The 25,139-nt window shown below is 74.1% G+C and carries 21 protein-coding genes; 8 read left to right on the top strand and 13 right to left on the bottom strand.

Going from position 1 to position 25,139, the window contains the following annotated elements; translation table 11 throughout:
- Positions 1 to 456 precede the first annotated feature (456 nt).
- The 4 genes from ACIQVL_RS07275 (at position 457) to ACIQVL_RS07260 (ending at position 7,581) form a co-directional block, all read left to right on the top strand.
- Positions 457 to 3,102 (top strand): CocE/NonD family hydrolase, encoded by a 2,646-nt coding sequence (locus tag ACIQVL_RS07275; RefSeq protein ID WP_403427394.1) that lies wholly within the window; start codon positions 457 to 459, stop codon positions 3,100 to 3,102.
- Positions 3,099 to 3,962, top strand: a complete 864-nt coding sequence (locus tag ACIQVL_RS07270) for an ABC transporter permease (RefSeq protein ID WP_403474668.1) — start codon at positions 3,099 to 3,101, stop codon at positions 3,960 to 3,962. The genes ACIQVL_RS07275 and ACIQVL_RS07270 overlap by 4 nt, the downstream gene beginning before the upstream one ends.
- 169 nt (positions 3,963 to 4,131) lie before the next feature.
- Entirely contained in the window at positions 4,132 to 5,619 is a 1,488-nt protein-coding gene (locus ACIQVL_RS07265; RefSeq protein ID WP_403474667.1) for a von Willebrand factor type A domain-containing protein, read from the top strand.
- Between the two features lie 51 nt (positions 5,620 to 5,670).
- The gene (locus ACIQVL_RS07260; protein ID WP_403474666.1) at positions 5,671 to 7,581 is read left to right on the top strand and encodes an AMP-dependent synthetase/ligase; all 1,911 of its coding nucleotides are present in this window, start codon (positions 5,671 to 5,673) and stop codon (positions 7,579 to 7,581) included.
- Between the two features lie 58 nt (positions 7,582 to 7,639).
- On the opposite strand, the gene ACIQVL_RS07255 is transcribed toward ACIQVL_RS07260, so the two are convergent.
- Together ACIQVL_RS07255 and ACIQVL_RS07250 are read right to left on the bottom strand one after the other, a co-directional pair.
- Entirely contained in the window at positions 7,640 to 8,050 is a 411-nt protein-coding gene (locus ACIQVL_RS07255) for a rodlin (protein WP_403427403.1), read from the bottom strand.
- Between the two features lie 155 nt (positions 8,051 to 8,205).
- Positions 8,206 to 8,619: a rodlin gene (locus tag ACIQVL_RS07250; protein ID WP_294002033.1), complete on the bottom strand. Its 414-nt coding sequence runs from the start codon at positions 8,617 to 8,619 to the stop codon at positions 8,206 to 8,208.
- Between the two features lie 264 nt (positions 8,620 to 8,883).
- Here ACIQVL_RS07250 and ACIQVL_RS07245 point away from each other — a divergent pair, with 264 nt between their 5' ends.
- Positions 8,884 to 9,300, top strand: coding sequence for a rodlin (locus ACIQVL_RS07245; protein ID WP_403427405.1), 417 nt, complete (start codon positions 8,884 to 8,886; stop codon positions 9,298 to 9,300).
- A gap of 281 nt (positions 9,301 to 9,581) precedes the next feature.
- Positions 9,582 to 9,809, top strand: a complete 228-nt coding sequence (locus tag ACIQVL_RS07240; protein WP_403428151.1) for a chaplin — start codon at positions 9,582 to 9,584, stop codon at positions 9,807 to 9,809.
- 160 nt (positions 9,810 to 9,969) lie between these two features.
- Here the strand turns inward: ACIQVL_RS07240 and ACIQVL_RS07235 are convergent, their stop codons facing one another.
- Together ACIQVL_RS07235 and ACIQVL_RS07230 are read right to left on the bottom strand one after the other, a co-directional pair.
- A complete protein-coding gene (locus ACIQVL_RS07235; RefSeq protein WP_403474665.1) occupies positions 9,970 to 11,226 on the bottom strand; it encodes an NAD(P)/FAD-dependent oxidoreductase in 1,257 nt (418 codons plus the stop codon).
- Positions 11,226 to 12,611 (bottom strand): ATP-grasp domain-containing protein, encoded by a 1,386-nt coding sequence (locus ACIQVL_RS07230; RefSeq protein WP_403474664.1) that lies wholly within the window; start codon positions 12,609 to 12,611, stop codon positions 11,226 to 11,228. Before ACIQVL_RS07230 ends, ACIQVL_RS07235 begins: the two co-directional genes overlap by 1 nt.
- A gap of 160 nt (positions 12,612 to 12,771) precedes the next feature.
- Here ACIQVL_RS07230 and ACIQVL_RS07225 point away from each other — a divergent pair, with 160 nt between their 5' ends.
- Positions 12,772 to 14,076 carry a glycoside hydrolase family 26 protein gene (locus tag ACIQVL_RS07225; protein ID WP_403427409.1) on the top strand — a complete coding sequence of 435 codons (1,305 nt, stop codon included), beginning with the start codon at positions 12,772 to 12,774 and terminating at the stop codon, positions 14,074 to 14,076.
- A gap of 23 nt (positions 14,077 to 14,099) precedes the next feature.
- Here the strand turns inward: ACIQVL_RS07225 and ACIQVL_RS07220 are convergent, their stop codons facing one another.
- The 9 genes from ACIQVL_RS07220 to ACIQVL_RS07180 are packed head-to-tail and all read right to left on the bottom strand — an operon-like array spanning position 14,100 to position 24,479.
- Positions 14,100 to 15,218 carry a GNAT family N-acetyltransferase gene (locus ACIQVL_RS07220; protein ID WP_403427411.1) on the bottom strand — a complete coding sequence of 373 codons (1,119 nt, stop codon included), beginning with the start codon at positions 15,216 to 15,218 and terminating at the stop codon, positions 14,100 to 14,102.
- Positions 15,215 to 15,856, bottom strand: a complete 642-nt coding sequence (locus tag ACIQVL_RS07215; RefSeq protein WP_403427413.1) for a lipopolysaccharide biosynthesis protein — start codon at positions 15,854 to 15,856, stop codon at positions 15,215 to 15,217. Before ACIQVL_RS07215 ends, ACIQVL_RS07220 begins: the two co-directional genes overlap by 4 nt.
- Positions 15,853 to 16,992: a glycosyltransferase gene (locus ACIQVL_RS07210; protein ID WP_403474663.1), complete on the bottom strand. Its 1,140-nt coding sequence runs from the start codon at positions 16,990 to 16,992 to the stop codon at positions 15,853 to 15,855. Before ACIQVL_RS07210 ends, ACIQVL_RS07215 begins: the two co-directional genes overlap by 4 nt.
- Positions 16,993 to 17,748 carry a polysaccharide deacetylase family protein gene (locus ACIQVL_RS07205; RefSeq protein ID WP_403427416.1) on the bottom strand — a complete coding sequence of 252 codons (756 nt, stop codon included), beginning with the start codon at positions 17,746 to 17,748 and terminating at the stop codon, positions 16,993 to 16,995. It lies immediately after the preceding gene.
- Complete coding sequence (locus ACIQVL_RS07200; protein WP_403427417.1) at positions 17,732 to 19,420, bottom strand: lipid II flippase MurJ; 1,689 nt, start codon at positions 19,418 to 19,420, stop codon at positions 17,732 to 17,734. The genes ACIQVL_RS07205 and ACIQVL_RS07200 overlap by 17 nt, the downstream gene beginning before the upstream one ends.
- Positions 19,417 to 20,712 (bottom strand): O-antigen ligase family protein, encoded by a 1,296-nt coding sequence (locus ACIQVL_RS07195; RefSeq protein WP_403474662.1) that lies wholly within the window; start codon positions 20,710 to 20,712, stop codon positions 19,417 to 19,419. The genes ACIQVL_RS07200 and ACIQVL_RS07195 overlap by 4 nt, the downstream gene beginning before the upstream one ends.
- A gap of 2 nt (positions 20,713 to 20,714) precedes the next feature.
- A complete protein-coding gene (locus tag ACIQVL_RS07190; RefSeq protein WP_403427421.1) occupies positions 20,715 to 22,136 on the bottom strand; it encodes an exopolysaccharide biosynthesis polyprenyl glycosylphosphotransferase in 1,422 nt (473 codons plus the stop codon).
- Entirely contained in the window at positions 22,133 to 23,320 is a 1,188-nt protein-coding gene (locus ACIQVL_RS07185) for a glycosyltransferase family 4 protein (protein WP_403427423.1), read from the bottom strand. The genes ACIQVL_RS07190 and ACIQVL_RS07185 overlap by 4 nt, the downstream gene beginning before the upstream one ends.
- A 58-nt stretch (positions 23,321 to 23,378) precedes the next feature.
- Positions 23,379 to 24,479: a DUF3344 domain-containing protein gene (locus ACIQVL_RS07180; protein WP_403474661.1), complete on the bottom strand. Its 1,101-nt coding sequence runs from the start codon at positions 24,477 to 24,479 to the stop codon at positions 23,379 to 23,381.
- A 268-nt stretch (positions 24,480 to 24,747) separates the two neighbouring features.
- Between ACIQVL_RS07180 and ACIQVL_RS07175 the strand changes: the two genes are divergently transcribed.
- On the top strand, positions 24,748 to 24,987 hold the full coding sequence (locus ACIQVL_RS07175; RefSeq protein ID WP_403427427.1) for a chaplin: 240 nt from the start codon (positions 24,748 to 24,750) through the stop codon (positions 24,985 to 24,987).
- Positions 24,988 to 25,139 lie beyond the last annotated feature (152 nt).

The following is a 25,139-nucleotide window of genomic DNA, read 5'->3' as shown; positions in this document are numbered from 1 at the left end:
GTTCGGTGGAGCAGTGGTGTGTTGTGAGCGCCGGGGCGGATGCCCGACCTAGGGGGCGCGGGGAACTGCGCGACCGGCCCCCACCGGCCCGCGGGGACCCACCGGCCGGTTGGGCACCGCCGATTTCCGCGGCTGTGGCTGATCGCCGTTGCGGCGGGATCGGGTGGGGTGCCGGGGACCGGGCGGGGCGGTGGACCGGATGGCGTGGCGGTGTTCGGTGGAGCGGTGGTGTGTTGTGAGCGCCGGGGCGGATGCCCGACCTAGGGGGCGCGGGGAACTGCGCGACCGGCCCCCACCGGCCCGCGGGGGACAATCGGCGCCGGTTCGGGACTGTCGGAAGCGTCCCGGTGTACCGCGCTCGAAGTACGTGGCAACGTGCCCCTACTCCTCGGGGATGGCCCGCTGTTCAGCCCACCGTCGGCATCGGATGTCGGTGCGGGCCCGTACCGTTGAAGCATGGATCTTCGACCCCCCGGCCTACGAGCGCTGCTCGGGCGGCCGCGACGGCTGCTGGCCGCCGCGGCCGTCGTCGTCGTGCTGGCCGGCGCCGGTACGTGGACGGCCGTCGCCTCCGACGACCCGCCCCCGGTACACCGGACCGACCAGGTCATGGCCGTGGACGGGGTGCGTCTGGACACCTCGTTCTTCACCACGTCCGGCACCGGCCGGCGCCCCGCGGTCCTCCTCGCCCACGGCTTCGGCGGCAGCAAGGACGACATGCGCACCGAGGCCGAGGACCTCGCCCGCGACGGCTACGCGGTCCTCACCTGGTCCGCCCGCGGCTTCGGCAGGTCCACCGGGAAGATCGGCCTCAACGACCCGAAGGGCGAGGTCGCAGACGTCTCCAGGCTCATCGACTGGCTGGCCGGGCAGCCCCAGGTCCAGCTCGACAAGGCCGGTGACCCGCGCGTCGGGATGGCGGGCGGGTCCTACGGCGGCGCGATCTCCCTCCTCGCCGCCGGATACGACGACCGCGTGGACGCGATCGCCCCGTCCATCACGTACTGGAACCTCGCGGACGCCCTGTTCCCGAACGGGGTCTTCAAGAAGCTCTGGGCCGGGATCTTCTTCAACAGCGGCGGCGGCTGCGCCAACTTCCAGCCCGACCTGTGTGCGATGTACAACCGGGTCGCCGAGTCCGGCAAGCCGGACGCCGCGGCCGTGAAGCTGCTCGAAGAACGGTCGCCTTCGGCGGTCGGCAGCCGCATCAAGGTGCCGACGCTCCTCTTCCAGGGGCAGACCGACTCCCTCTTCACGCTCTCCCAGTCCGACGCCGCGGCGAAGGCCATCAAGGCAAACGGCGCCCCCGTCGACGTCGACTGGATCGCCGGCGGCCACGACGGCGGCGACCTGGAGACCAGCCGGGTCGAAGGCCGGGTGACGTCGTGGTTCGACCGGTACCTGAAGGGCGACAAGGCCACCGGCACCGGACCCGCCTTCCGGATCACCCGCACCGGCGGCGTCGACTCCACCGACGGCGCCGCCCTGCTGCGCGGCGCGACCGCCGACAGCTACCCCGGCCTGGAGAACGACCGCAAGGACATCGCCCTGAAGGGCGGCGTCCAGCGCATCGCCAACCCGGCCGGCGCCAGCCCGCCCGGCGTCTCCGCGCTGCCCGGCCTCGGCGGTGGCGGCCTCGCCCAGCTCTCCTCCCTCGGCGTCGGCGTCTCCCTCGACTTCCCCGGCCAGTACGCCCGCTTCGACTCGGCACCGACGGCCGACAACGTGCAGATCACCGGCACCCCCACGGCCACCGTCCACCTCACCTCAACCAGCGACGACGCCGTGCTCTTCGGCAAGGTGTACGACGTCGGCCCCGACGGCACCCAGCAGGTGCTGCCCTCCCAGCTGGTCGCCCCGGTCCGCGTCGAGGGCGCCAGGGCCGGCAAGGACGTCACCATCACCCTGCCCGCCATCGACCACGAGGTGCAGAAGGGCCACCGGCTGCGCCTGGTCCTCGCCTCCACCGACCTCGGCTACGCCTCCCCGACCGCCCCGGCCACCTACACCGTCTCCCTCAAGAGCCCCCTGAGCGTGCCGACGGCACCCCAGGTCGACACGGCCGCCGCACCGCTGCCCGCCTGGGTGTGGTGGCTGCCGCCGGCCGGCGCGCTGGCCGCCCTGGCCCTGCTGCTCACCGGCCGCCGCCGCACCGCGGGCCCGGCCCCCGACCCGGCGCTCGCCGAAGTCCCGCTCCAGATAACGGACCTGAGCAAGCGCTACGCGGGTTCGGCCGAACGGTACGCGGTCAAGGAGCTGTCCTTCCGGGTCGAGAAGGGCCAGGTGCTGGGCCTCCTCGGTCCCAACGGCGCGGGCAAGACCACCACCCTGCGCATGCTGATGGGGCTGATCAAGCCGGACGGCGGCGAGGTCCGGGTCTTCGGCCACGCGATCCGCCCCGGCGCCCCCGTCCTCTCCCGGGTCGGCGCCTTCGTGGAGGGCGCCGGCTTCCTGCCGCACCTGTCCGGCCGGGAGAACCTGGAGCTGTACTGGCAGGCCACCGGACGTCCGCCGGAGGACTCCCACATCGACGAGGCCCTGGAGATCGCCGGCCTCGGCGACGCGCTGGCCCGCGCGGTCCGCACGTACTCGCAGGGCATGCGCCAGCGCCTCGCCATCGCCCAGGCCATGCTCGGCCTGCCCGACCTGCTTATCCTCGACGAACCCACCAACGGCCTCGACCCGCCGCAGATCCGCGAGATGCGCGAGGTGATGATCCGCTACGCGGCCGCCGGCCGCACGGTGATCGTCTCCAGCCATCTCCTCGCCGAGGTCGAGCAGTCCTGCACCCACCTCGTGGTGATGGACCGCGGCCGGCTCGTCCAGGCCGGACCGGTCGCCGACATCGTCGGCACCGGCGACACCATCCTCGTCGGCACCGGCACCCCCGTGGAGGAGCCGGTCGTGGAGAAGGTGGCCGCGCTGCCCGGCGTGGCCTCCGTGACCGGCACGGCCGACGGCCTGCTCGTCCGCATGGAGCCCGGCGGCAGCGCCCCGCGCCTGGTCGCCGAACTCGTCCGGCTCGACGTCGCGGTGGCGTCGGTCGGTCCGCACCGCCGTCTGGAAGACGCCTTCCTGACCCTGATCGGAGGTTCCGCGTGAGCACGCTCACCGAGAAGGCCGCAGTCGCCTCCGGCTACCGGGCGGGCCGCACCCTGCCGCTCCGCGTCGAACTGGCCCGCCAGTTCAAGCGGCGCCGCACCCTGGTGATGGGCGGCATCCTCGCCGCACTGCCCGTCGTGCTGCTGATCGCGTTCGCGATCGGCGGCCGGCCGGGCGCCCAGAACGGCCAGGTCACCCTCCTGGACACGGCCACCGCGTCCGGCGCCAACTTCGCCGCGGTCAACCTGTTCGTGTCGGCGGGCTTCCTGCTGGTCATCCCGGTCGCCCTGTTCTGCGGGGACACGGTCGCCTCGGAGGCCGGCTGGTCCTCCCTGCGCTACCTGCTCGCCGCACCCGTGCCAAGGGCCCGGCTGCTCTGGTCCAAGCTGGTCGTGGCGCTCGGCCTCAGCCTGGCCGCGATGATCCTGCTGCCGCTGGTCGCGCTGGCCGTCGGCACGGTCGCCTACGGCTGGGGGCCGCTCCAGATCCCCACCGGCGGCGCCCTCGACACCACCACCGCCACCCAGCGCCTCGCGGTCGTGATCATGTACATCTTCCTGTCCCAACTGGTCACCGCGGGCCTCGCGTTCTGGCTCTCCACGAAGACCGACGCCCCCCTCGGCGCGGTCGGCGGCGCGGTCGGCCTGACCATCGTCGGCAACGTCCTCGACCAGGTGACGGCCCTCGGCGACTGGCGCGACTTCCTGCCCGCCCACTGGCAGTACGCCTGGGCGGACGCCGTACAACCCCACCTGGAGTGGTCCGGCATGATCCAGGGCACGGCGGTCTCGATAACGTACGCCATGGTGCTGTTCGCCCTGGCCTTCCGGGGTTTCGCCCGCAAGGACATCGTCTCCTAGATCACCGGACGATCTCCCTCCGGCCTCGAAACCCCTGGTCCGTGGCCGCTTCGAGATCCATCCGCAACGCAACGGGACGCACGTTCCGGCCCCCCGCGCCGTCACAGTCGACGACAAGTCAGGAAGACGAGTCAGGAAGCCGACTCCGACCGGCACAGGGGGCACAGCGATGAACCGATACCGGACCCGACGACGGACAGGCGCAGCACTCCTCGCCGTCACCGCCGCGAGCGCCCTGCTGCTGACCGCCTGCAGCGCGGCCGAGAACCACGCGAACGGCCCGAGTCACACGATCGCCACCGACGCCCCGGACCCCTCCCGGGCCACGGGCGACGAGACGGCCGCACCCTCCGACCACCTCTCCACCTTCGCCCTCGACGTCGACACCGCCTCCTACGGCTACGCCCGCCGCACCCTCGCCGGCGGCGGCCGCCCCGAGCCTTCGACCATCCGGCCCGAGGAATTCGTCAACAGCTTCCGCCAGGACTACCGCACCCCCGAGCACAACGGCTTCACGGTCACCGTCGACGGCGCCCGCACCAGCGAGCCGAACTGGTCCCTGGTCCGCGTCGGCCTAGCCACCCTCCCCGCCTCCGGCGACTCCGACGAACGCCCCCCGGCCGCCCTCACCTTCGTCATCGACGTCTCCGGCTCGATGGGCGAACCGGGCCGCCTCGACCTCGCCAGGAAGTCCCTGGACACGATGACCGGCCGGCTGCGCGACGACGACTCGGTCGCGCTCGTCACCTTCAGCGAGCACGCCCAGACGGTCCTGCCGATGACCCGCCTCGGCGGCCACCGCGCCGAGATCCGCGAGGCCGTCGACGGCCTCGCCCCGCTCTCCTCCACCAACCTCGGCGAGGGCGTCGAGACCGGCTACGCCACCGCCGTCGAGGGCCTGCGCAAGAACGCCACCAACCGCGTCGTCCTCATCTCCGACGCCCTCGCCAACGACGGCGAGACCGACCCGAACGCCATCCTCAGGCGCATCGACGGCGACCGCCGCGAGTACGGCATCACCCTGTTCGGCGTCGGCGTGGGCAGCGACTACGGCGACGCGCTCATGGAACGCCTGGCCGACAAGGGCGACGGCCACACCGTGTACGTCTCGGACACCGCGACCGCCGCCGACGTCTTCTGCCGGCAACTCCCGCAGAACATCGACCTGGTGGCCCGCGACGCCAAGGCCCAGGTGGCCTTCGACCCGCACACGGTCGCCGACTTCCGCCTGATCGGCTACCAGGACCGCAAGGTCGCCGACCGGGACTTCCGCAACGACCAGGTCGACGGCGGCGAGATCGGCCCCGGCCACACGGTCACCGCCCTCTACGCCGTCCGTACCGTCCCCGGCACCACCGGCCACCTCGCCACCGCCACGGTCCGCTGGCTCGACCCCAACACCCGTTCCCCGCACGAGAACACGGGCTCGATGGAGACGGGCGCCCTGCACGACGACGTCTGGTCGGCCTCCCCACGCTTCCAGGTAACGGCAGTGGCCGCGTACTTCGCGGACGCGCTGGCGGACGGGGAGTACGGCATGCCGGGAGCACCGAGCCTCTCGAAGCTCCAGTCCCGGGCAGCCGCTCTGGCAGAGGTGACTGAGGACAAGGACGTCGCCGAACTCTCAACGGCGATCAGTGAGGCAGCGTCTCTTTAGGGACGCTGGGGGTACCCCCGGCCGAAGGCCGGGGGAGTAGGTTGACGCCCCATGAGCGTACGCAGCGACCTCAAACGAGCGCGTCAACGCAGTGACTTGGCCGACCGGGGCAAGGTCGAAGTCATCAAGGACGAGGCCGGGGTCGTGCGGGAGGCGTGCCGTCCGCCGCTCGCCGCCCCGCTCACCACCGGCTCCCTCGCGGACCTCCCCTACGCCAACGCGGCAGCGGACCCGCACGCCACCGCGATCCGCCGCAGTGACGGCCCGGTCACCGCAGAAGCCTTCGCCGCCCAGGTGACGTCCGTGGCAAAGGGCCTGATCGCCGCCGGCCTCGCCGCAGGCGACCGCGTCGCGCTCATGTCCCGCACCCGCTACGAGTGGACGGTCCTCGACTTCGCCGTCTGGGCGGCCGGCGGTGTGACCGTCCCGGTCTACCCCACCTCCTCCGCGGAGCAGGTGGAGTGGATCGTCCGGGACTCCGGCGCCCGCCACGTCGTCACCGAGACCGCGCAGCACACCGCCACCGTCACCACCGGTACCGCCTCCCACGCACGCCTGCCGCGCGTCTGGGAACTGGACGCCGGCGCACTCACCGACCTGACCGTCCTCGGGCAGAACGTCCCGGACGAGGAGGTGGCCGAGCGCCGCGGCGGCCTCACCCCCGGCACCACGGCCACGGTCTGCTACACCTCCGGCACCACCGGCCGCCCCAAGGGCTGCGTCCTCACCCACGCCAACCTGCACGCCGAGGCCGCCAACACGGTCGAGCTGCTGCACCCCGTCTTCCGGGCGGTCACCGGCCAGGCCGCGTCCACCCTGCTGTTCCTGCCGCTCGCCCACATCCTGGGCCGTACGCTCCAGATCGCCTGCCTGCTGGGCCGGATCGAGATGGGCCACTTCCCGAGCGTGCGGCCCGACGAACTCCGGCCCGCGCTGCGGGAGTTCCGGCCGACGTTCCTGGTCGGGGTGCCGTACCTCTTCGAGAGGATCCGCGACACCGGGCGGGCGACGGCGGAGCGGATCGGGCGCGCCGCGTCCTTCGACCGCGCCGAGCGGATCGGGGTGCGGTTCGCCGCGGCCCACCTGGAGAAGTTCCTCGGCAGGGGGAAGGGCCCCGGCCCGGGGCTGTACGCCGCCTGGGCGCTGTACGACCTGCTGGTCTACCGCCGTATCCGCAAGGAGCTCGGCGGCCGGATGCGGTACGCGATCAGCGGCGGCTCACCCCTCGACCGCGACCTCAACCTGTTCTTCCACGCGGCCGGCATCGTCGTCTACGAGGGCTACGGCCTGACCGAGACCAGCGCGGCCGCCACGATCGTGCCGCCGCTCGCCCCGCGCCCCGGCACGGTCGGGCAGCCGATCCCGGGGACGGCGGTGCGGATCGCCGAGGACGGCGAGGTGCTGGTCAAGGGCGCGGTGGTGTTCGGGTCGTACTGGAACAACCCGGCCGCGACCGCCGAAGTGCTGCCGGACGACGGCTGGTTCGGGACCGGTGACCTCGGCGCGCTCGACGCGGACGGCTACCTCACCATCACCGGCCGCAAGAAGGACATCCTGGTCACCTCCGGCGGCAAGAACGTCTCCCCGGCCGTCCTGGAGGACCGGCTGCGCAGCCGGTCGCCCGTCGGGCAGTGCCTGGTGGTCGGCGACAACCGGCCGTTCGTCGCCGCGCTGGTCACGCTGGACCCCGAGGCGGTCGCCCACTGGCTGGCCGTGCGGAAGCTGCCGCCGGGCACCCCGCTCGCCGAGCTGGTGCGCGACGACCGGATGCGGGCCGAGGTGCAGCAGGCGGTCGACCACGCCAACCTGGCCGTGTCCCGCGCCGAGTCGATCCGCGCCTTCACCCTGGTGGAGGGCGAGTTCACCGAGGAGAACGGCCTGCTCACGCCGTCCCTGAAGGTCAGGCGACAGGCGGTGACGGCCCGGTACGCGGCCGAGATCGAGGCGCTGTACCGCACGTGAGCAAAAGGCGGCGGGCCACCGGAGGAACCGGTGGCCCGCCGCCCGCGGCGTCTGCGGACTACTTGTTCGCGGTGCCGTTCGCCGACAGGGCGGAGATGTCGTCCAGGATGTGCGACAGCGGCTCGTCGCCCTTGGCCTGGGTGGAGTTCTCCACGCACTGCTGGTTCTGCGGCGCGGACAGGATCGGCACGTCCTGGGCGACGCCGACGGCGACCGCACCGACGAGGCCCTGGAGGTTCGCCTTGAGCGGGAGGCCGACGCACGGTTTGTTCAGCGAACCCTGGACCAGCGAGAGCTGCGGGCTCAGGTCGCCGAACGTGGCCGAGTTGCCGAACTCCGACTTGGCGTCGTTGCCGCTCGCCGAAGTGGTGCCGTTGTCGTTGCCGGTGGCCAGGGCCTGGGGAGCGGCCGTGGCCGCGAAACCGGCGACGGTGACGGCGACAGCCGCGGTCGCCCACAGCTTCTTCATGTTTGTTCCCTTTCGAAAGGCGGGCTCCGGGGAGGAGCTGCGTGATCGTCAACTTACCCGGATTCGCCTGGGTTGCGTGGTATGCCCCGATTGGCGGAGCGCAGTCCGATCAACCGACCGGCGCCCCTCGAACCGGCGCCCGGAGTACTTCCGGACTACTTGTTGCCGGTGCCGTTCGCGGACAGCGCGGAGATGTCGTCCAGGATGTGCGACAGCGGCTCGTCGCCCTTGGCCTGGGTGGAGTTCTCGACGCACTGCTGGTTCTGCGGCGCGGACAGGATCGGCACGTCCTGAAGGACGCCGACGGCACCCAGGCCGGCCAGGCCCTGGAGGTTCAGCTTCGCCGGGAGACCGATGCAGGGCTTGTTGAAGGAGCCCTGGATGAGCGCCAGCTGGGGGCTCATGTTGCCGTACGTGGCGGAGTTGCCGAACGCCTGCTGGGCGCCGTTGCCGCTGGCGGAGGTGGTGCCGTGGTCGTTGCCGGTGGCCAGGGCCGGCGAGGCGGCGGCAGCGGAGGCGCCGACGACGGAGGCTGCGACTGCGGCGGCGGCCAGAACCTTCTTGATCACTTGTCAGTTCCCTTCTGAGGACACCCCGTCCACCGGAGCGCACTGGTCAACTGCGCGCGCTCCGGTTGGTTGCTCCGCTTCACTCCAACGGCCCACGCCGAGAAATCCCCGTTTGCGGGGAGGCCCGGTTTTCCGGGGAATCCGGGGAGGCTGCCGGGCCGAACGGGTGACGTGGCGCACGGTGCCGCAACCATTCCGGTTGCGGGCGGTTGATGCCGGGCAGGAACGTCCTCTTGGCCTGAGGGCCGGGAAAGGAAAAGCGAAATGCTGAAGAAGGCAATGGCCGCGGCGGCGGTCGCCGTGTCCGTCGTAGGCGTGTCGGCGGCGGCAGCCCCCCAGGCGCTTGCCACCGGGAACGACCACGGCACCACCTCCGCCAGTGGCAACGGGGCCCGCGAGACGTTCGGCAACCAGGTGACCAAGGGCAACCTGAGCCCCCAGGCCACCCTGGTCCAGAGCTCGCTCAACAAGCTCTGCGTCGGCCTCCCCGCGAAGGCGAACGCCCAGGGGATCCTCGGTCTGATCGCCGCCGTCGGGGTGGCCCAGGACATCCCGGTCCTGTCCGCGCCGCAGAACCAGCAGTGTGCCGAGAACTCCACCCAGGCCAAGGGCGACGAGCCGGTGTCGCACGTCCTGGACGACATCGCGGTCCTCGCGGCCAACGGCGTCGCCAACCAGTGACCCCGGTCCTGTGAAGCCCGCCCGAGCGGTGCGCGTGTCTGCGCCGCCCGGGCGGGCTTTCGTCGTGCTCCGGTAATTCCCGCCGAAAGGAGAAGCGTTTCCGCTCTCCGTGTCAATTCTGTGCGGGCGTTCGAGTGAATTGATCGACGGGGCGCGTTCCGTAGTTTCTTCGGCCGTCTATTCCTCGTTCTACAACCTGCCGGTCATGGTGCGAGCCGTTCATGCTGTGCTCGCTCGGTTTCGGCCGACATACGGGCATGACCGCAGAGAAGGGAAAGTTCATGAAGAAGACCGCTGCTGTGGTCGCCGGCGCAATCCTGGCGCTGGGCGGTGCCGTCCCCGCTTTCGCGTCCGCCGGTGCGGAGGGCGCTGCCGCCAACTCCCCGGGCGTCGTCTCCGGCAACGTGATCGAGGTCCCGGTGCACGTCCCGGTCAGCGCCTGCGGCGACACCGTCGACGTCATCGCGCTGCTGAACCCGGCGTTCGCCGGCGTCTGCGCCAACAGCTGACGACGTCGCACGGCGCACCAGCCCTCCCGGCTGTGGCACGGCCGGCCCCGGAACGCCGATCCTTCGCATCCGCGTTCCGGGGCCGGCTCTTGCGCTCTTCGGCCAGGAGGGCGGTGCCGGACACCCGCAGGGCCCGGCACCCGCCCGGCACCCCCGCCCGTCAGCCGCGCACCGTGTCCGGAGCGGCCTCCCGCCGCCCGGCCGGGACGCCCCAGCCGGCCGGCCCCGAGCGCAGCCGCCGCCGCACCCCGCGCACCAGCGTCCCGGCGGTGAAGCCGGCGCCGTGCACGAAGCGCATCGCCGGACCGAACCCCGCCGCCGTGACCAGACCGGCCAGGAACAGCCCGGGGTACGACGACTCGAAGTCCCGGCCCACCTCGGGCGCCCCGTCGGCCCCGGTCACCAGGGTCGTCCGCAGGTCGTCGGCGAGCAGCGCGAGCCGCCCCCGGGTCGCCCTGAACCCCGTCGCCGCGATGACGTGTCCGGTCTCCAGGGTGGCCGACCCGCCACCGCGCACCGCGGTCTCCAGGCGCACCCCGCCCGCCGTCGCGTGCGCCGCCGTGACCTCGCGGCCCGGCAGCACCTCCACCCCGGACTCCACCCGCTCCCGCACCCACCAGGCACCGGCCGGGCCGAGGGCGCTCGCCGCGATCCGGGTCCGGGTGGGCTCCGCGAGCCGCCGGTACAGGCCGGGCCGCTCCGAGTAGAACCAGTTCCGCCAGCCGGGGCCGAGCCCGCTGTGCGGGGCGCGGACCGACTGCCACCAGGGGCGCTGCCAGGGCGGCGGCACCTCGTTCCAGAACAGCTCGTCCGCGCGCACCAGCACCCGTACCCGGCTGCCCAGTTCGGAGAGGAGCGCCGCCGTCTCCAGGGCCGCCTGGCCGCCGCCGATCACCGTGACGTCCCGGCCCCGGAAGCGGCCCAGGTCGGCGTGGTGGCTGCTGTGTGTGACCAGGTCGGGGGAGAGGCCGCGCAGCGCCGCGGGGATCTCCACGAACGGCAGGACGCCGACGGCGAGGGCGACCGTACGGCCGCGCAGCACCTCGCCGTCCGCCGTCGTCGCCTCGAAGCCACCGCTGCGCGGCGCGACCCGGGTGACCATCCGTTCGTCGACGGGCGGCGCGGCGTTGCGGGCGAACCACAGGCCGTACTCGGCGAACATGTCGAGTGGGATCGGCTGCCCGTGCCGGGCGGTCACCCCGCGGCCCGCGCAGTACACGTCCAGCCGCCAACGCGCCTCGGGGTCCGACAGGTTGGAGGCCCAGGGCTCGGACTTGAGGAACATCCCGCGCGGCATGTGGTCGCGCCAGGACGCCATCGGGCGGCCGAAGACCCGCACGTTCAGGCCCGCCGCGGCGGCGTGGGATGCGATGGACAGGCCGTACGGGCCCGCTCCCACCACCAGCAGGTCGTACATCAGCAGCTGCTCGCTTTCTCGTCGTCGGACCGGTCGGGCTGACCGGAGAGGCTGGAGACGCCGGGCGCGGCGGGCACACCGGCCACACCGGTGGGTTCCTCGTCCCGGGCGGCCGGCACGAGGGGTTCCGCGGCCTGGGCGGCGGGCACGAGGGGCTCCCCGGCCTGGCGGACGACGGGCGCGTACGGGTGCGGCGTCCGGTCGGCGGTCCCGGCGCGCAGCCGGTCCAGGATCCGGCCCGCCACGTGCCGGCCCCACAGCGCCCACATCGCGAGGCCCGGCCCCCGGTCGTCCGGCGCGGACCAGGCCAGCTCCCGTCCGCGCGGCGCCGGACGCAGCGCGCTCAGCGGCGCGTAGTTCTCCACCACGAACGCCCGCCCGGCCAGCGGCACCCCGTCCGGCAGCGGACGGTGGGTCAGGTCCAGGTGCAGGGCGCGTACGACGTCCAGGCCGGCGCTGTCGGCGAAGAGCCGGAACTGGGCGCCCGGACGGGGGTTGAAGTCGAGGAGGTGGTAGCGGCCGGTGCTGCCGCAGCGCCGGAAGTCCAGGTCGAAGATGCCCCGGAAGCCCAGCTCGCCGGTGAGCCGCTCGGCCAGCGCCCGCACCTGCGGGTTGGGCGTCCACAGGCCGACCGCGGTCAGTCCGGCGCCGCGCGGCCAGGCCTGCTGCTTGCGGCCGGGGCCGCCCGCGCGCACCTGCCCGGTGCGGTCGGCGTACCCGTGGAAGAACCAGTCGCGGTCCGGGCCCGGCGGCAGGAACTCCTGGAGCAGCAGCCTGCTGCCCGCCTCCTCGCTGCGCAGGTACAGCTCCACCGCCTCCCGCGCCGAGCGCACCACGGCCGTGCTGCGCAGCCCGGACCCGGCCGGCAGCAGCCAGGGCCGGCTCCACTTGGCGATCACCGGCAGCCCGAGCCGCCGGACCGCGGCGGCGGTCTCCTCGGTGCTGTCCGGGACCAGCGTCGTCGGGTGCGGGATCCCGGCCGCCGCGCAGACCCCGGCCAGCTCGGCCTTGTCGGCGACGCGCTCGGGCAGGGTGCCGGACTGCTGCGGGAGCAGGTAGGCGGGTGCGAGGTCCGCGCGGAACCGGCCCGCCGTGATGGCACTCGCGTCGTCCATCGGGATCAGCACCGCCGGGCGGCCGATCCGCGCCGCCACCCGGCGCAGCACGGCGACGATCTCGGCGGGCGACGCACCCGGCGCCGGCGGCGGGTGCAGCCGCCTCACGAAGCGGGACCTGCGGACCGGGCTGCCCGCGCAGTCCGCGACCACGTGGACCTCCACCCCGGCTCTGCCGAGCGAGCGCACGGCCCCCAGGGTGCCGTGGTGAAAGGGATTCCGGTCGATCCGCAACAGAACTGCGGGAACCCGGATGTCTAGCAGCGACACGGACCATTTCCTTTGCGTCGGTTCACCCGTGCGGTCGTCCGGGGCACCCGAAAGCCGCAGCCGCACTGGCGGAATTCATATTGATATGACTGAGTGTCAGTAATTGGCACTTCCTCAGGAGTGCTGCGAACGGACGAGTACCGGTGGAGAAAGGAGCAGCATGACCCCACAGCGGCGAGAGCGAACGCGGTTCCGGTGGTATCGGCCGGCCGTGGCCGCGGCGGCCGTCGCCGTCGCCTCGGCGACCCTGGCGACCGGTCCGGGATTCGCCGCGGGTGCGGGGGCGGCGCGGGTCACCGGCCCACCGGCTCCGGCACCCGCGACAGCCGTCCCGACGCCCACGACGTCCGTCCCGGCATCGGCGGCACCCCTGCCGACCCCGACCCCGGCCGCCGACGCACCGGCGGTCGGCGCACCGGCCAGGGCGACGCCCCCCGCCTTCGGGGCGTTCCTCGACTCCGGCCCGCTCGGCGTCGCCCGCATGGCCCAGCTGAGCAGCTGGCTCGGCGGCACCGAACTGAAGGTCGCGCACACGTATCTGCCCGGCAACCGCTGGGCCGACATCGAGGGCGCCCCCGGCTTCCTGGACGTCTGGGCGCACTGGCGACGGGAGAAGGCCGACCGGACGCTCGTCCTCAACGTGCCCATGCAGGAGCGCAACGAGGAGGGCGTCGGCGACGACGAGGTCCGCTCGCTGCTGCAACAGGGCGCGGCCGGGGCGTTCGACCACCACTTCCGGGCCCTGGCCGAGCGGCTGGTGGACCTGCGGGTCCCGGACACGGTCATCGTGCTCGGCTGGGAGATGAACGGCATTACCTACACCCATCGTTGCGGGCCCGACCCGGAGGCCTGGAAGACGTACTGGAAACGGATCGTCACCACCATGCGCGCGGTGCCGGGCCAGAAATTCCGCTTCGACTTCACGTCGAGCCGGGGCCGCGACGCCGTTCCGTGGACGCAGTGCTATCCCGGGGACGACACGGTCGACATCATCGGCATGGACTCGTACGACCAGCCGTCCGGACTTTCCTTCGACCAACAGGTCCGGGAACCCTACGGACTTCAGCAGCACGTCGATTTCGCGAAGGCGCACGGGAAACCCATCTCCTATCCGGAATGGGGCCTCTTCCGCAACGGTGACAACGCCGAGTACATGCGGCGGATGCTCGCCTGGATGGACGAGCACAAGCCGCTGTACAACACGCTGACCGACTACTGCCCGCACGGCGTCTGGCAGTGCTCGGTCAACCCGCGCTCCGCGCACGTCTACCGCGAGGCACTCTTCGGCCGCACCGACAGCACGACCCCGACGCCGGCCCCGACTCCGGCGACACCCAGTCCGGCACCGTCCCCGACCCCGACCGCCACGCCGAGTGCCACGCCCACGTCCTCCTGCACCTCGATGGAGCTGGGCGCCTGGATCGAGTACTGGCTCGGCGGGCAGCTCTGCTTCAGCCTCGACTGACGGACGGGTACGGCCGGCGCCCCCTACTCCTGCCGGCGCTCCTTCCACCGCTGCCGCACCTCCCTGATCCGCTGCCGGGCGGCGGCGTCGCACAGCGCCGCCGTCAGCAGCGGGGCGGTGCGCCGCCGGGCCAGCAGCAGCCGCTGGTTGACGACAGGCTCGGGCCGCCAGTGGTGCTTGTACGGCTCGTCGCCGCGCAGCAGGCTCAGCGCGCCCCGCTCACCGCTGCCGGTGTGCTGGGCGCAGGCGTCGAGCAGCATCACCGCCACGTCCGCCTTGCGCTCCCGCAGCCGGGGATGCGCCCCGTACAGGTAACCGCCGGCGAGACTCGGCGCCAGCAGGGTCAGGTCGACGGCGACCACCTCGCCGTCGAGCCGGAACTCGGTGACCACCGCGTCCCCGGACCGCACCATCGGCCCCACCGAGCGCACCAGATGCTCCTGGAACCGGGACTGGAGGTGCTCGGTGGTCACCTTCCGCCCCTGCCACTGGAGCCGGTGCAGGTCGAGGAGGCGGCGCAGCGCCGCGTCCACCCCGTCGGGCGGCACGACGTCCCGGCGCACCCCGAGCGAGCCCAGTTTGCGCAGTTTCGCGCGGACCCGCTGGGCCTTGTTCGAGGGCAGCCGGCCCACCAGCTCGTCCATCGACACGGCCGGCAGCTCCAGGCAGACCGAGTCCGGCACCTTCCGGCACGGGCCGCGCCAGCGGTCGTAGACCCGCTCCGCCGCGCCGCCCGGCCGCACCTCGCGGAAGTCGATCAGCGCCGTCCGGGCCGCCTCGGCCAGCTCCCGGGTGAGGGCGCCCGCCACCCGGCCGTCGTCGGCGTCGGCGAGCAGCACGTCCGCGTAGTCCGAGATCGCCCCGCCGAGCGGCACCAGCGTGGGCAGCGGCCGGTGCACCAGCGTCAGCGGGGCCGCGCCGACCAGCTCACCGCCGTACCGGACCAGGACGAGGCGGAGCCGGCCGGGGGTTCCGTAGGAGCGCCACCAGGAGTGCAGCCAGGCGTGGCTCTGGAACGGGGTGGCCGTGCCGCACCGCCGGTAGAGGCGGCCCCAGGCCGGGGCCAGCTCGGCGAAGGCGCCCTCGTCGGTGACGAGTTCGGTGGTGTACGCGGCGAGCGTCGGGGGGGCCGTCGTGGTCACAGCTGTCCGTGTACGTCGGCGGCGACGGCAGGACCGGGCACCGAGGCCTGCAGCGCGGACTCCGCAGGCCGGCGCCGGGGCCGTACCAGGAGCGCGAGACCGCCCAGCAGCCCGCCCGCGCTCGCGCCCACCAGAGCGGTCACCTTCGAGGACGTGGAGGTCGGCGCGGTCGGCTTCGGCGCCCGGGAGAACTGCAGGAGTTCGACGTTCGTGTCGGCCTTGGTGTCGTTGGCGTGCTGGATGAGCGAGCGGGCCACCGCGTTCGCCATGTCGGTGGCCTGCAGGGCGTGCGGCGAGCTGGCCGAGACGGCGACCATCGGCGCGTCCGGCGAGGTCTCCGTCTGCACGCTGTTCTGCAGCGTCTTCAGCGGCACCCCGGCCCACATCTGCGCGTCCCCGAGCACCGCGAGCTGGGTGGCGACCCGGCCGTAGGCCTGTGCGAAGCCCTGCGCGGACGCGGTGTCGGACTTGTCGGCGGTGACGGCGATGACGTAGGCGGTCGCCGTGTAGCTGGGCGGCGTCAGCACGCCGTAGGCGCCGCCCAGCAGCCCGCCGGCGAGGACGCCGGCCGCCAGCAGCGACCAGGGCGGGATGGCGCGCGGGAACGGGCGGGGCGCTCGGACGGTGTTCTCGGTCATGGCGTACTGGCTCCCTGAGGTGTGGTGGCGAGTGCGGCCGCGTAGACGTCCATGAGCTGGGCGGCGCTGCGGGTGATGCTGTAGTGACGGGCGGCGTCCGGCGCGCCGCGCGGGACGGGTCCGGCGGCGCGGACGGCGGCCAGCGCCCCGGCGTAGGCGGCGGCGCCGCCCGTGACGCGGCGGGCACCCGGGGCGGCGGCGGGCGGCAGGTCCTCGACGGCCGGGCAGGAGCTGTAGAGCACGGGCAGCCCCGCGGCCAGCGCCTCGACGACCGCGAGCCCGAAGGCCTCCTCGGCGGAGGGCGAGGCGAGCACGTCCATGGCGGCGGTGAGGGCGGGCAGGTCGGGGTCCCGGACGTCGGCGGAGGCGTAGGGCCGCTCGCCGGCGAACAGCACCCGGCCGGCGACCCCGGCCGCCCGCGCGGTACGGCGCAGGGCGTCCTCCTCCGGGCCGCCGCCCACCAGCAGCAGCCTGCAGTCGGCGGGGAGGCCGGCGAGGGCCTCGACCAGGACGCCGAACCGCTTGCCGGGCGCGAGCCGCCCGACGGCGCCGACGACCCAGGCGTCCTGCGGGATGCCCAGGCGGTCGCGGACGCACCGGCGCCGGACCGGGTCGAAGCGGAACCGGTCCAGGTCGATGCCGTTCGGGACGACCTCGATCCGCGGCCCCGGCACCCCCCACCGGCGCAGCCGCTCGGCGACGGTCGGCGAGACGGCCACCGTGGACCGCCCGAGCCGCTCGCCCGCCAGGTACAACGCCCGCACACCCGGGGTCAGTTCGCGCCCCTCCAGCTGCGAGTCGCCGAGCGAGTGCTCGGTGGCGACCACGGCCCGCACCCCCGCGAGGCGCGCGGCGATCCGGCCGTACAGGCAGGCCCGGTAGAGGTGGGTGTGCACGAGGTCGTAGCGGCCCCGCCGGATCAGCCGCACCAGGCGGGGCAGCGCGGCCAGGTCCCGGTTCCCGGCCATCCCCAGGTGGACCACCCGCACCCCGTCCGCGGCCAGCCCGTCCGCGACCGGCCCCGGGTTGGTGAGCGTGACGACGTCGCAGGCGACCGGCAGGTGCCGCAGCAGCAGCCGCAGCTGCTGCTCCGCGCCGCCGGTCCCGAGGCCCGTGATGACGTGGAGGGCCTTCATTCACAGCCCCTGGACGGGACGGCGGCGCAGCCGGTGCAGCCGGTACTTCAGGAAGAGGCGCCCGGCGTTGTCGTTCTGCCCGATGTGCACGCGGGGCAGGGCGTGCGGGCCGCCCAGCGGGCCCGGGTCGATGGCACAGCCGTAGCCGTATCCGGCGTCCCGCACGGCGTCGACGGCCCGCTGGTCGACGCTGCCGTAGGGATAGCAGAACCCCTCGACGGGGGACTGGACCAGCTCCTCCAGCTGCGCCCGGCTGTCGGCGGTCTCGGCCCGCAGGGTCTGTGCGTCGGCCTTCGTCAGGTCGGCGTGGGTGAGCCCGTGGGACCCGATCTCCACCCCGCTGCCGGCCGCCCGCCGGACGCCGTCGGCGGTCAGCAGCGGCTTGCGCGGGCCCAGCGGGTCCCAGGCGTTGTCGCCGCCGAGCCGTCCGGGCAGCACGAAGAGGGTGGCACCGCAGCCCCAGCGGTCCAGCAGGGGCAGGGCGTGGTCGAGGAAGTCGGCGTACCCGTCGTCGAAGGTCAGCGCCACCAGCCGGCGGCCCTCGCCGCGGGCCCGCGCGGCGAGCAGCCCGGCCACCGACACCCCGCGCAGCCCCCTCCGGCGCAGCCAGCCCAGCTGCTTCTCGAGCCGCCCGGGGGAGACGGTGACGCGGTACGGGTCGTCGGAACAGTCGCCCACGGAGTGGTACATGGCGACCCAGGGGACGGGGCCGGTGAGACGTCCGGCCCTCGTGGCGGACTCAATGGAAGACGGCATGCGCGAGCCTTCGGGTGACGGTGGCTACGGAACGGAGTGCGGGTGCGAAGCCCTGGGCGCCCAGGGCCCAGCCGAGCAGGACGAAGACGACGGTGACGGCCGTGACGCCGGCGGCCAGACCGGTGAGCGGGTCCGCCGGCTGTGCGGCGGCGAAGAGCCCGGCGGCGGTCGCGGCGACCGCCGCCCGCACCGGCCGGCTCAGCTCGACGAGCACCCGCCGGGTACGGATCGGGACGCTGCGCGGGCCCGTCCCGGCCAGCAGGAGCACGGCGGTGGCGGTGATGCCGGCGGCGTTGGCGGCGGCGATGCCGGTGACGCCGTACGGGCCGACCGTCAGGGCGCCGATCCAGGCGGTCACCACGATCCCGGCGGCCATCGCGCCCACCGGGTACCAGGTGGCGCGGCCCGCCGAGAAGTAGGAGCGGACCAGCACCCCGACCAGGGTCTGCCCGAGCAGCCCGAGCGCGTACACGCGCATCACCCCGGCCGTGGCGGCGGTGTCCGCGACGGTGAACGCCCCGCGCTGGAACAGCAGCTGGATGAGCTGCGGCGCACAGGCCACGACCACGGCGGTGCCGAGCAGCACCACGCCCGCGGCCACCGACAGGTCCCGCTCGACGCGGCTCCGGGCCCGCTCGGTGTCGCCCTCGGCCAGCGCCCTGGCCACCACCGGGAAGGTGACCGTGCACAGCATCATCGACATCGTCATCGGGATCTGCGCGACCTTCTGCGCGTAGTTGAGGTGCGAGATGGCCCCGGAGTGCAGGTGCGAGGCGAGGAACCGCTCGATCAGCACCTGCGCCTGCCGGCACAGCGCGAACAGCAGCACGGTGGCCATCAGCGCCACGTTCAGCGGCCGCTCCTCGGTGCCGGCCGGTCCCTCCTCCCGCGCCCTGGGCCGGTGCCGCAACTGCCGCAGCAGCGACGGCACCTGTACGACGACCATCAGGGCGCCCCCGGCCGCCACCCCGAACGCCGCCGACCGCACCCCCCAGTGGCCGCCGAGCGCGAACATCGCCGCGATGATCCCGGCGTTGTAGGCGACGTAGATCGCGGCCGGGGCGAGGAAGCGCCGGTGCGCGCGCAGGGCGGCGCTGCAGTACCCGGCCAGCCCGAAGGTCAGCACACAGGTGGCGGTGAGCCGGGTGCAGCCGACGGCAAGGCCGGGGTCCCGCAGTCCCGGCGCGAGCACCTCGACGAGCTGCGGGGCCCCGCCGATCAGCAGGGCGCCGACGCCGGCGAAGGCCAGGGCCAGCTTGGGCAGCGTCCCGGCGACCAGGGCCCGCACGGGATCGCCGGGCGCCCCCTGCGTCCGCCGGGCCAGGGCCACGCTGAACGCGGGCACGAGGGCGAACGCCAGCCCGTCCTCGATGAGCAGCGTCGCCGCGAACTCGGGCACGGTCCACGCCACGAGAAACGCGTCGGTGTCGCGCCCGGCCCCGAAGAGCCGCGCGAGCGACTGGTCCCGGATCAGCCCGAGCAGCGACCCGAGCACGGAGAAGACGGCGGTACCGAGAGCGGCCTTGGCCAGGAAACTCCGTGAGGGAGGCGCCCCGTCAGGGGCGCGGGGCTGTGACATCTGCGGCTCCGCCGCGTGGGCGCGCTCAACCCCCACCGGCCCGCAGTCGGCCTCCGGCCCTTCCACATCCGGCACCCCCGGCGTCACAGTCATCCCGCACGCTCCGCCCCCATCAACGCCCACCACGCCACCGCCCCGAACACCACGGCCGTGAGAACCGTCGACGGCCCCCCGATGTCGGCGTACGCGAAGTCCACGAGCTGCCAGATCAGCAGCCCGCACCCCACCAGCGCACAGTCGAGACCGTCACCCGTGCGCACCCGCCACAGCCCGCGCAGCCCGCACGCCAGCAGCGCCAGCCAGCTGCCCGCCAGGGCCAGCAGCCCGAGCAGCCCCTGCTCGCTGAGGACGAGCAGGTACATGTTGTGCGGCGACAGCAGCGGCTGCTTCCGGTACGCCGCTCCCGCCCCCTCCGTGTCGCTCCCGGACGACAGCGCCAGCGAGGCGTGCGCGTCCCGGTACGCGGGGAAGTTCTTCAGGCCGACCCCGGTGACCGGGTGCTCCCGCCACATCCCCGTCGCCGCCGCCCACAGCGTGTACCGGTCGACCACCGACTGGTCCGGTGCGTCCGTGACCTGCCCGATGCTGCTGAGCCGCTCCTGGAGCATGGCCGTACCGACCCCGAAGCCGCCCACCAGCACCACGCCGGCCGCGACCGCGACCGCCGCCACCTGCAGCGCCCGCCGCAGCCCGGCCAGGGCGAGCTGCACACCGCAGGTCAGGACCGTGGCGATCCAGGCGCCCCGGCTGAAGGAGACGGCCAGCGGCAGCAGCAGCGCGAGCGTGCACGCCCCCGCCGCCACCCGCTGCCGTACCGGGGAACGCCCGAGCGCCAGCCCGAGCGCGCAGACGAGACCGAACGACACGACGGTGGCCATGCCCATCACGTCCTGCGGCCCGAAGGTGCCGACCGCGCGGATCTCCTCGCCCTGGTACGACGCCCCGGTGCCGGTGACGTACTGGTGCACGCCGACCGCGCCCTGCCAGAGCGCGAGCCCCACGAACGACCAGGCGAGGAGCCGGAAGTCGGCCCGGTCCCGGACCAGCAGCACGACGGCGGCGGGGACCAGGACGAACACCTGGAGGTAGCGGCCGAGGCCGGTCAGCCCGGCGCCCGGCGAGGCCGCACCCATCGCCGCGACGGCCAGCCCCACGACCGGCATGCCGAGCACCGCCACGGCCGTGACGGACAGCGAGCGCCGACGCTCCCGCAGGGTGCGCAGCGCGGCGTACAGCACCACGAGGGCGGACACCGCGTCGGCGGGCCCCGCACCGCCCTCCTCGCCGCCCGGGGCGAGCGGCAGCGCGAGGACCGCGAGCACGGCGACCGCGGCCAGCACCGGCGGCAGCCGCAGCGGCCTGGCCGGCGACAGTGCGAAGCTCATTCTCAGCTCCCCGTCGAGCGCACGAGCGCGGCCGCGGTGCGCAGCAGGATGCAGACGTCCTGCCACAGCGACCAGTTGTCGATGTAGGCGTTGTCGAAGCGGGCCCGGTCCTCGATGGAGGTGTCGCCGCGCAGCCCGTTGATCTGGGCGAGTCCGGTGATCCCGGTCTGCATCCGGTGGCGGGCCGCGTAGCCCGGGTAGGTCTGGCTGAACTGGCCCACGAAGTAAGGCCGTTCGGGGCGCGGGCCGACCAGGCTCATGTCGCCCCAGAGCACGTTCCACAGCTGCAGCAGCTCGTCCAGGGACGTCTGGCGCAGGAAGCGGCAGAAGCGGCTCATCTTGATCTCGCCGGCCACGCTCCAGCGGGTGGCGGCCTCGTGCGCGTCGACCGGGCGGTGGGTGCGCAGCTTCAGCAGGGTGAAGGGGCGGCCGTTCCTGCCGATCCGCTCCTGCCGGAAGACGACCCCCGGCCCGTCGGTGAGCCGCAGCACCGTCGCGCAGACCAGCAGCAGCGGTCCGGCCAGTACCAGCGCCGCCCCGGAGACGACGATGTCCAGGAGCCGCTTGCCGACGCTGCCGCGCCGCCGCGAGCCCATCTCCAGGCGGCGGCAGGAGAACCCGGCGAGCTGGTCGCGCATCTCGTACGCGGGCGAGTCCGCGTCGACCTCCCACACCACGCAGCCCGACTCGGCCAGCGCCCGCAGCAGCGGGCCCTGTTCGGTGCGGACGGCGGGGTGGACGGTGAGGACGGCCCGGACCCCGTTCTGGATGAGGGCCCGTTCCACCTCCTCGCCGGTGGTCAGCACGGGCAGGCCCTCGGCGCCCTCGGGATGTTCGGCGACGACGCCCACCGGGCGCACTCCGCAGGCCGGGTGGCGCAGCACGGCGGCGGCGACCCGCTGGGCGGTGGCGGCCGGGCCGACGACCAGGGCGGCGCGCGGCCGGCGCAGCAGGGCGAGGCGCCGCCGCCAGTGCACCAGACCACGGCCCGCGCCGGCCGCCGCCGCGTGCAGGGCGAAGCCGAGCAGCAGGACGCGGACGGACAGCGCGTGATCCGGGTCCCAGGCGGCGACGGCCGCGGCCAGGCCCAGCCAGACGACGGCGATCCGGCCGCAGACGGCCGGGAGTTCGTCGAGGATCCCGGTCATCCGCCGGACGGTCTGCGGGCGCAGCAGTATCGCCCCGGCCAGCAGCAGAGCGACCAGGGCGGGCCGGCGGACGGCCTCGTCGAGCGCGGCCGCGCCGAGCAGCGCGGCACCCAGGTCGGCGGCGAGCAGCGGCACCGGGGAGGCGGGCCGCACGGGCGGCCGCCGCAGCGGGAACCGGAAGCCGCCGGCGGCGCGCGGCGGCAGCACGGAGACGGGCGAGAGTCCGTGGTCCCGGGGCTTTGCGCCGGGGGAGGGGACGGTGCTTTCCGCGGTCACGAGTGGATGGACTCCCTGCGCTCGAAGGACACCAGCGGCTGCCCGCCGAGGAGTTCGCGGTACAGCTCCGCGACCGCCTCCGCCGTGCGCCGCACATCGTGCGTGGACAGGACGTGCCGGCGCCCCCGGCCGCCCAGCGAGGCGCGCAGCTCCGGGTCGAGGAGCAGCGCGGCGACGGCTCCGGCCAGCGCGCCGGGCCGGCCCGGCGGGACCAGGCAGTGCGCCGCGTGGCCGGGCGGCAGGCTCTCGCGGGCGCCGTCGACGTCGGTCACCAGCACCGGACGCCCGCAGGCCAGCGCCTCCAGCGGGGCGAGCGCCATGCCCTCCCAGCGAGAGGGCAGCACCACCAGGTCGGCGGCCCGGTACCAGGGGCGGACGTCCGCGACGGGGCCCACGAACTCGACCGAGTCCGGCGCGAGCCGGCGCAGCGCGTCCAGGTCGGGTCCGTCGCCGACCAGGGCCAGCCGCGCGTCCGGCACCCGGCGCAGCACCTCGGGCCAGGCCCGCAGCAGCACGTCCTGGCCCTTCTGCCGGCACAGCCGCCCGACACAGACGACCAGGGGAGACCTCGCGGGCCGCTCGCCCGGGGCGGCCGGGCCGACGGGGCCGACGGGGCTGACGGAGCCGACGGGGCCCTCAGGGGTGAAGTGCTCGGTGTCGATGCCGTTCGGGACGACCGTGTACCGGGCGCGGATCCCGGCGCGCATGCCGGTCGTGCGCTCGGCCTCACTGACACACACCACCCGGTGCGCCCAGCGCGCGCCCCACCGCTCCCACCGCAGCGCCAGCGCGGCGGTGGCGCCGCCGACCGCCTCGAAGGACCAGGCGTGCGGCTGGAACAGGGTCGGGACACGCCCGCGCACGGCGAGCCGTCCGGCGAGGCCCGCCTTCGCGCTGTGCGCGTGCACCAGCGCGGGCCCTGCCTCGTCGAGCAGCCGGCCGAGGCGTCGTACCTCGTCCGGGAGGCCTCTGCCCGGGGAGCGGTCGGCGTGCCAGCCGCGCACCTCGGCGCCCAGGTCCCGCGCGCGCTCGGCCAGTTCACCACCGGGGCAGGCCACCGTGACCCGCAGACCGGCCGTGAGCTGGGCCTTCGTCAGATCCAGGACGACCCGGGCCACTCCGCCCTCGACGGGCTGCGCCAGGTGGAGGACCCGTGGCCGAGGGTCGGTGGCTGATCGGTGCATACGCGGATTCCTCGCTCACGGGGGGCGCGCTCGGGACTGCGGGCGGGGACGCGGCGTACTACCGCGCGTCCACGGCGGCGAAGAGCGCGCCCGCCCACGCCGCGTCGCGCTGGGAAACGAGCCGGAAGGTCAGCTGGTCACCGCCGTGGGCGAGACCGGTGCCCAGATCGAACACATCCGAGTCGTAGCCGAGCGTGTTGGCGTACGCGGGCTCACGCCGGGCGCGTACCGGGCCGGGTTCGTTGATCGTGGAGTTGAGTACGTCGTCGGCCGGGTCGGCGGAGTCCTGGAGCGGGACGGGTGCGTGGCCGGCGGTGGTGTAGGTGAGCGAGTCGCCGGCGCTGCCCCGGTCGCCGTTGTAGGCCACCAGACCCACCCGGCCGTCGGCGCCACGCGGGGCGTGTAGCCCGTTCAGCCGTACCTCGGCCGGTGTGTCGAGGGAGTCGAAGCCGTCCCAGAGGGAGAGCGTGCGCAGCGGCTGCGCCGGGTCCTCGTACGCCACGACCAGCGTCCAGCCGCCCCAGGCACCGGCCCCGGACCGTCCCGCGGCCGCGTTCACCTGGCCGACCGTCCACAGTCCGGAGCCGCCGGAGCGGACCAGCCCGGTCACGTCGGCCGAGGCCTGGAAGGCGTCGGCGCCGCGGCCCGTGCGGTGGCCCACGACCGTGTCGGCGAGCAACTCCTTGTAGGCGCCGCCGGGTTCGGCGATCAGCACCCGGCCGTCGTCCGCGGCCGGCTTCTGCTCGCCGGCCAGCAGGTTGCCGCCCCAGTACAGCCGCGCGTACGTCACCCGGGAGCCCGCCGGCAGCCGGAGCTCGGCACGGGAGGAGTCGTAGGTGAGCGGGTCGCCGTCCACGTCGACGTAGGACATGTCGAAGTCCCCGTTCACCGCGAAGACTTGGCCCTCCCGGGCGGCCTGGCAGGGCGGCTCGGACGGCTCGGACGGCTCGTCGGGCGTCGTGCGGCAGGTGACGGACGCGTTGGCCGCGCGGGCGAAACCGCCGCGCAGCAGCGCGTGGTAGCGCTCGGCGAAGGGGATGCGCGGAGCCTCGGGGGCGGGCGGAGCCGTCGCACGGGCGGTGCCCGGTGCCCAGACCGAGGCGAGGACGAGCGCGCTCGCCGACGCACGGCACAGCAGCGGGCCCAGGAGATTGCGCATGACCGGCTTCGTTCTTTCAGGGGGAGGGGGAGGTGCGGGGAGGGGGGCGGGGAGAGTCCGATGGGATGCCAATACGGGTAAGTCAGGAGGTTCGCAACTCTAGTCGCTATCCGTATTAATCCGTCAAAACCGGGCAAGTGTGTCGGAGTCGTGAAGGCGGCTCCCCGGAGATCACCCCTATGGCGGCACAACCCGGGGCGGCGCCACGCGTTGACACAGCGCTGGGCATCCGCCCGTATGTTTGTTTCGACCCCAAGGAGACCTCTCCATGTCGCGTATCGCGAAGGGCCTGGTCCTGTCCACCGCCGCCGTCGCGGCCGTCGCCGGCGGTGCCGGCGCGGCTGCCGCCGACAGCGGCGCGAACAGCGCCGCCGCCCACTCCCCGGGCGTGCTGTCGGGCAACGTGATCGAGGTTCCGATCCACGTGCCGGTCAACGTCTGCGGCGACACCATCGACGTGATCGGCCTGCTGAACCCCGGCTTCGGCAACACCTGCGTCAACGACTGACGAAGCGGCTGTTCCCTTCGGCCGGCCGGGCCCCCCCGCCCCCCCCCGGGGGGGGGCCGGGCCTGGTTTTTAACCCGGCCGTTGGCCGGCCCCGCGCGGGGGCGGCCGGGGCCCCCCGGGGCGCAAAGGCGAGGCCAAAACCGGGGTGCCGG

The organism is Streptomyces sp. NPDC090499, assembly GCF_044769305.1.
Classification (GTDB): Bacteria; Actinomycetota; Actinomycetes; order Streptomycetales; family Streptomycetaceae; genus Streptomyces.
This window is presented reverse-complemented; position numbering and strand designations above follow the sequence as displayed.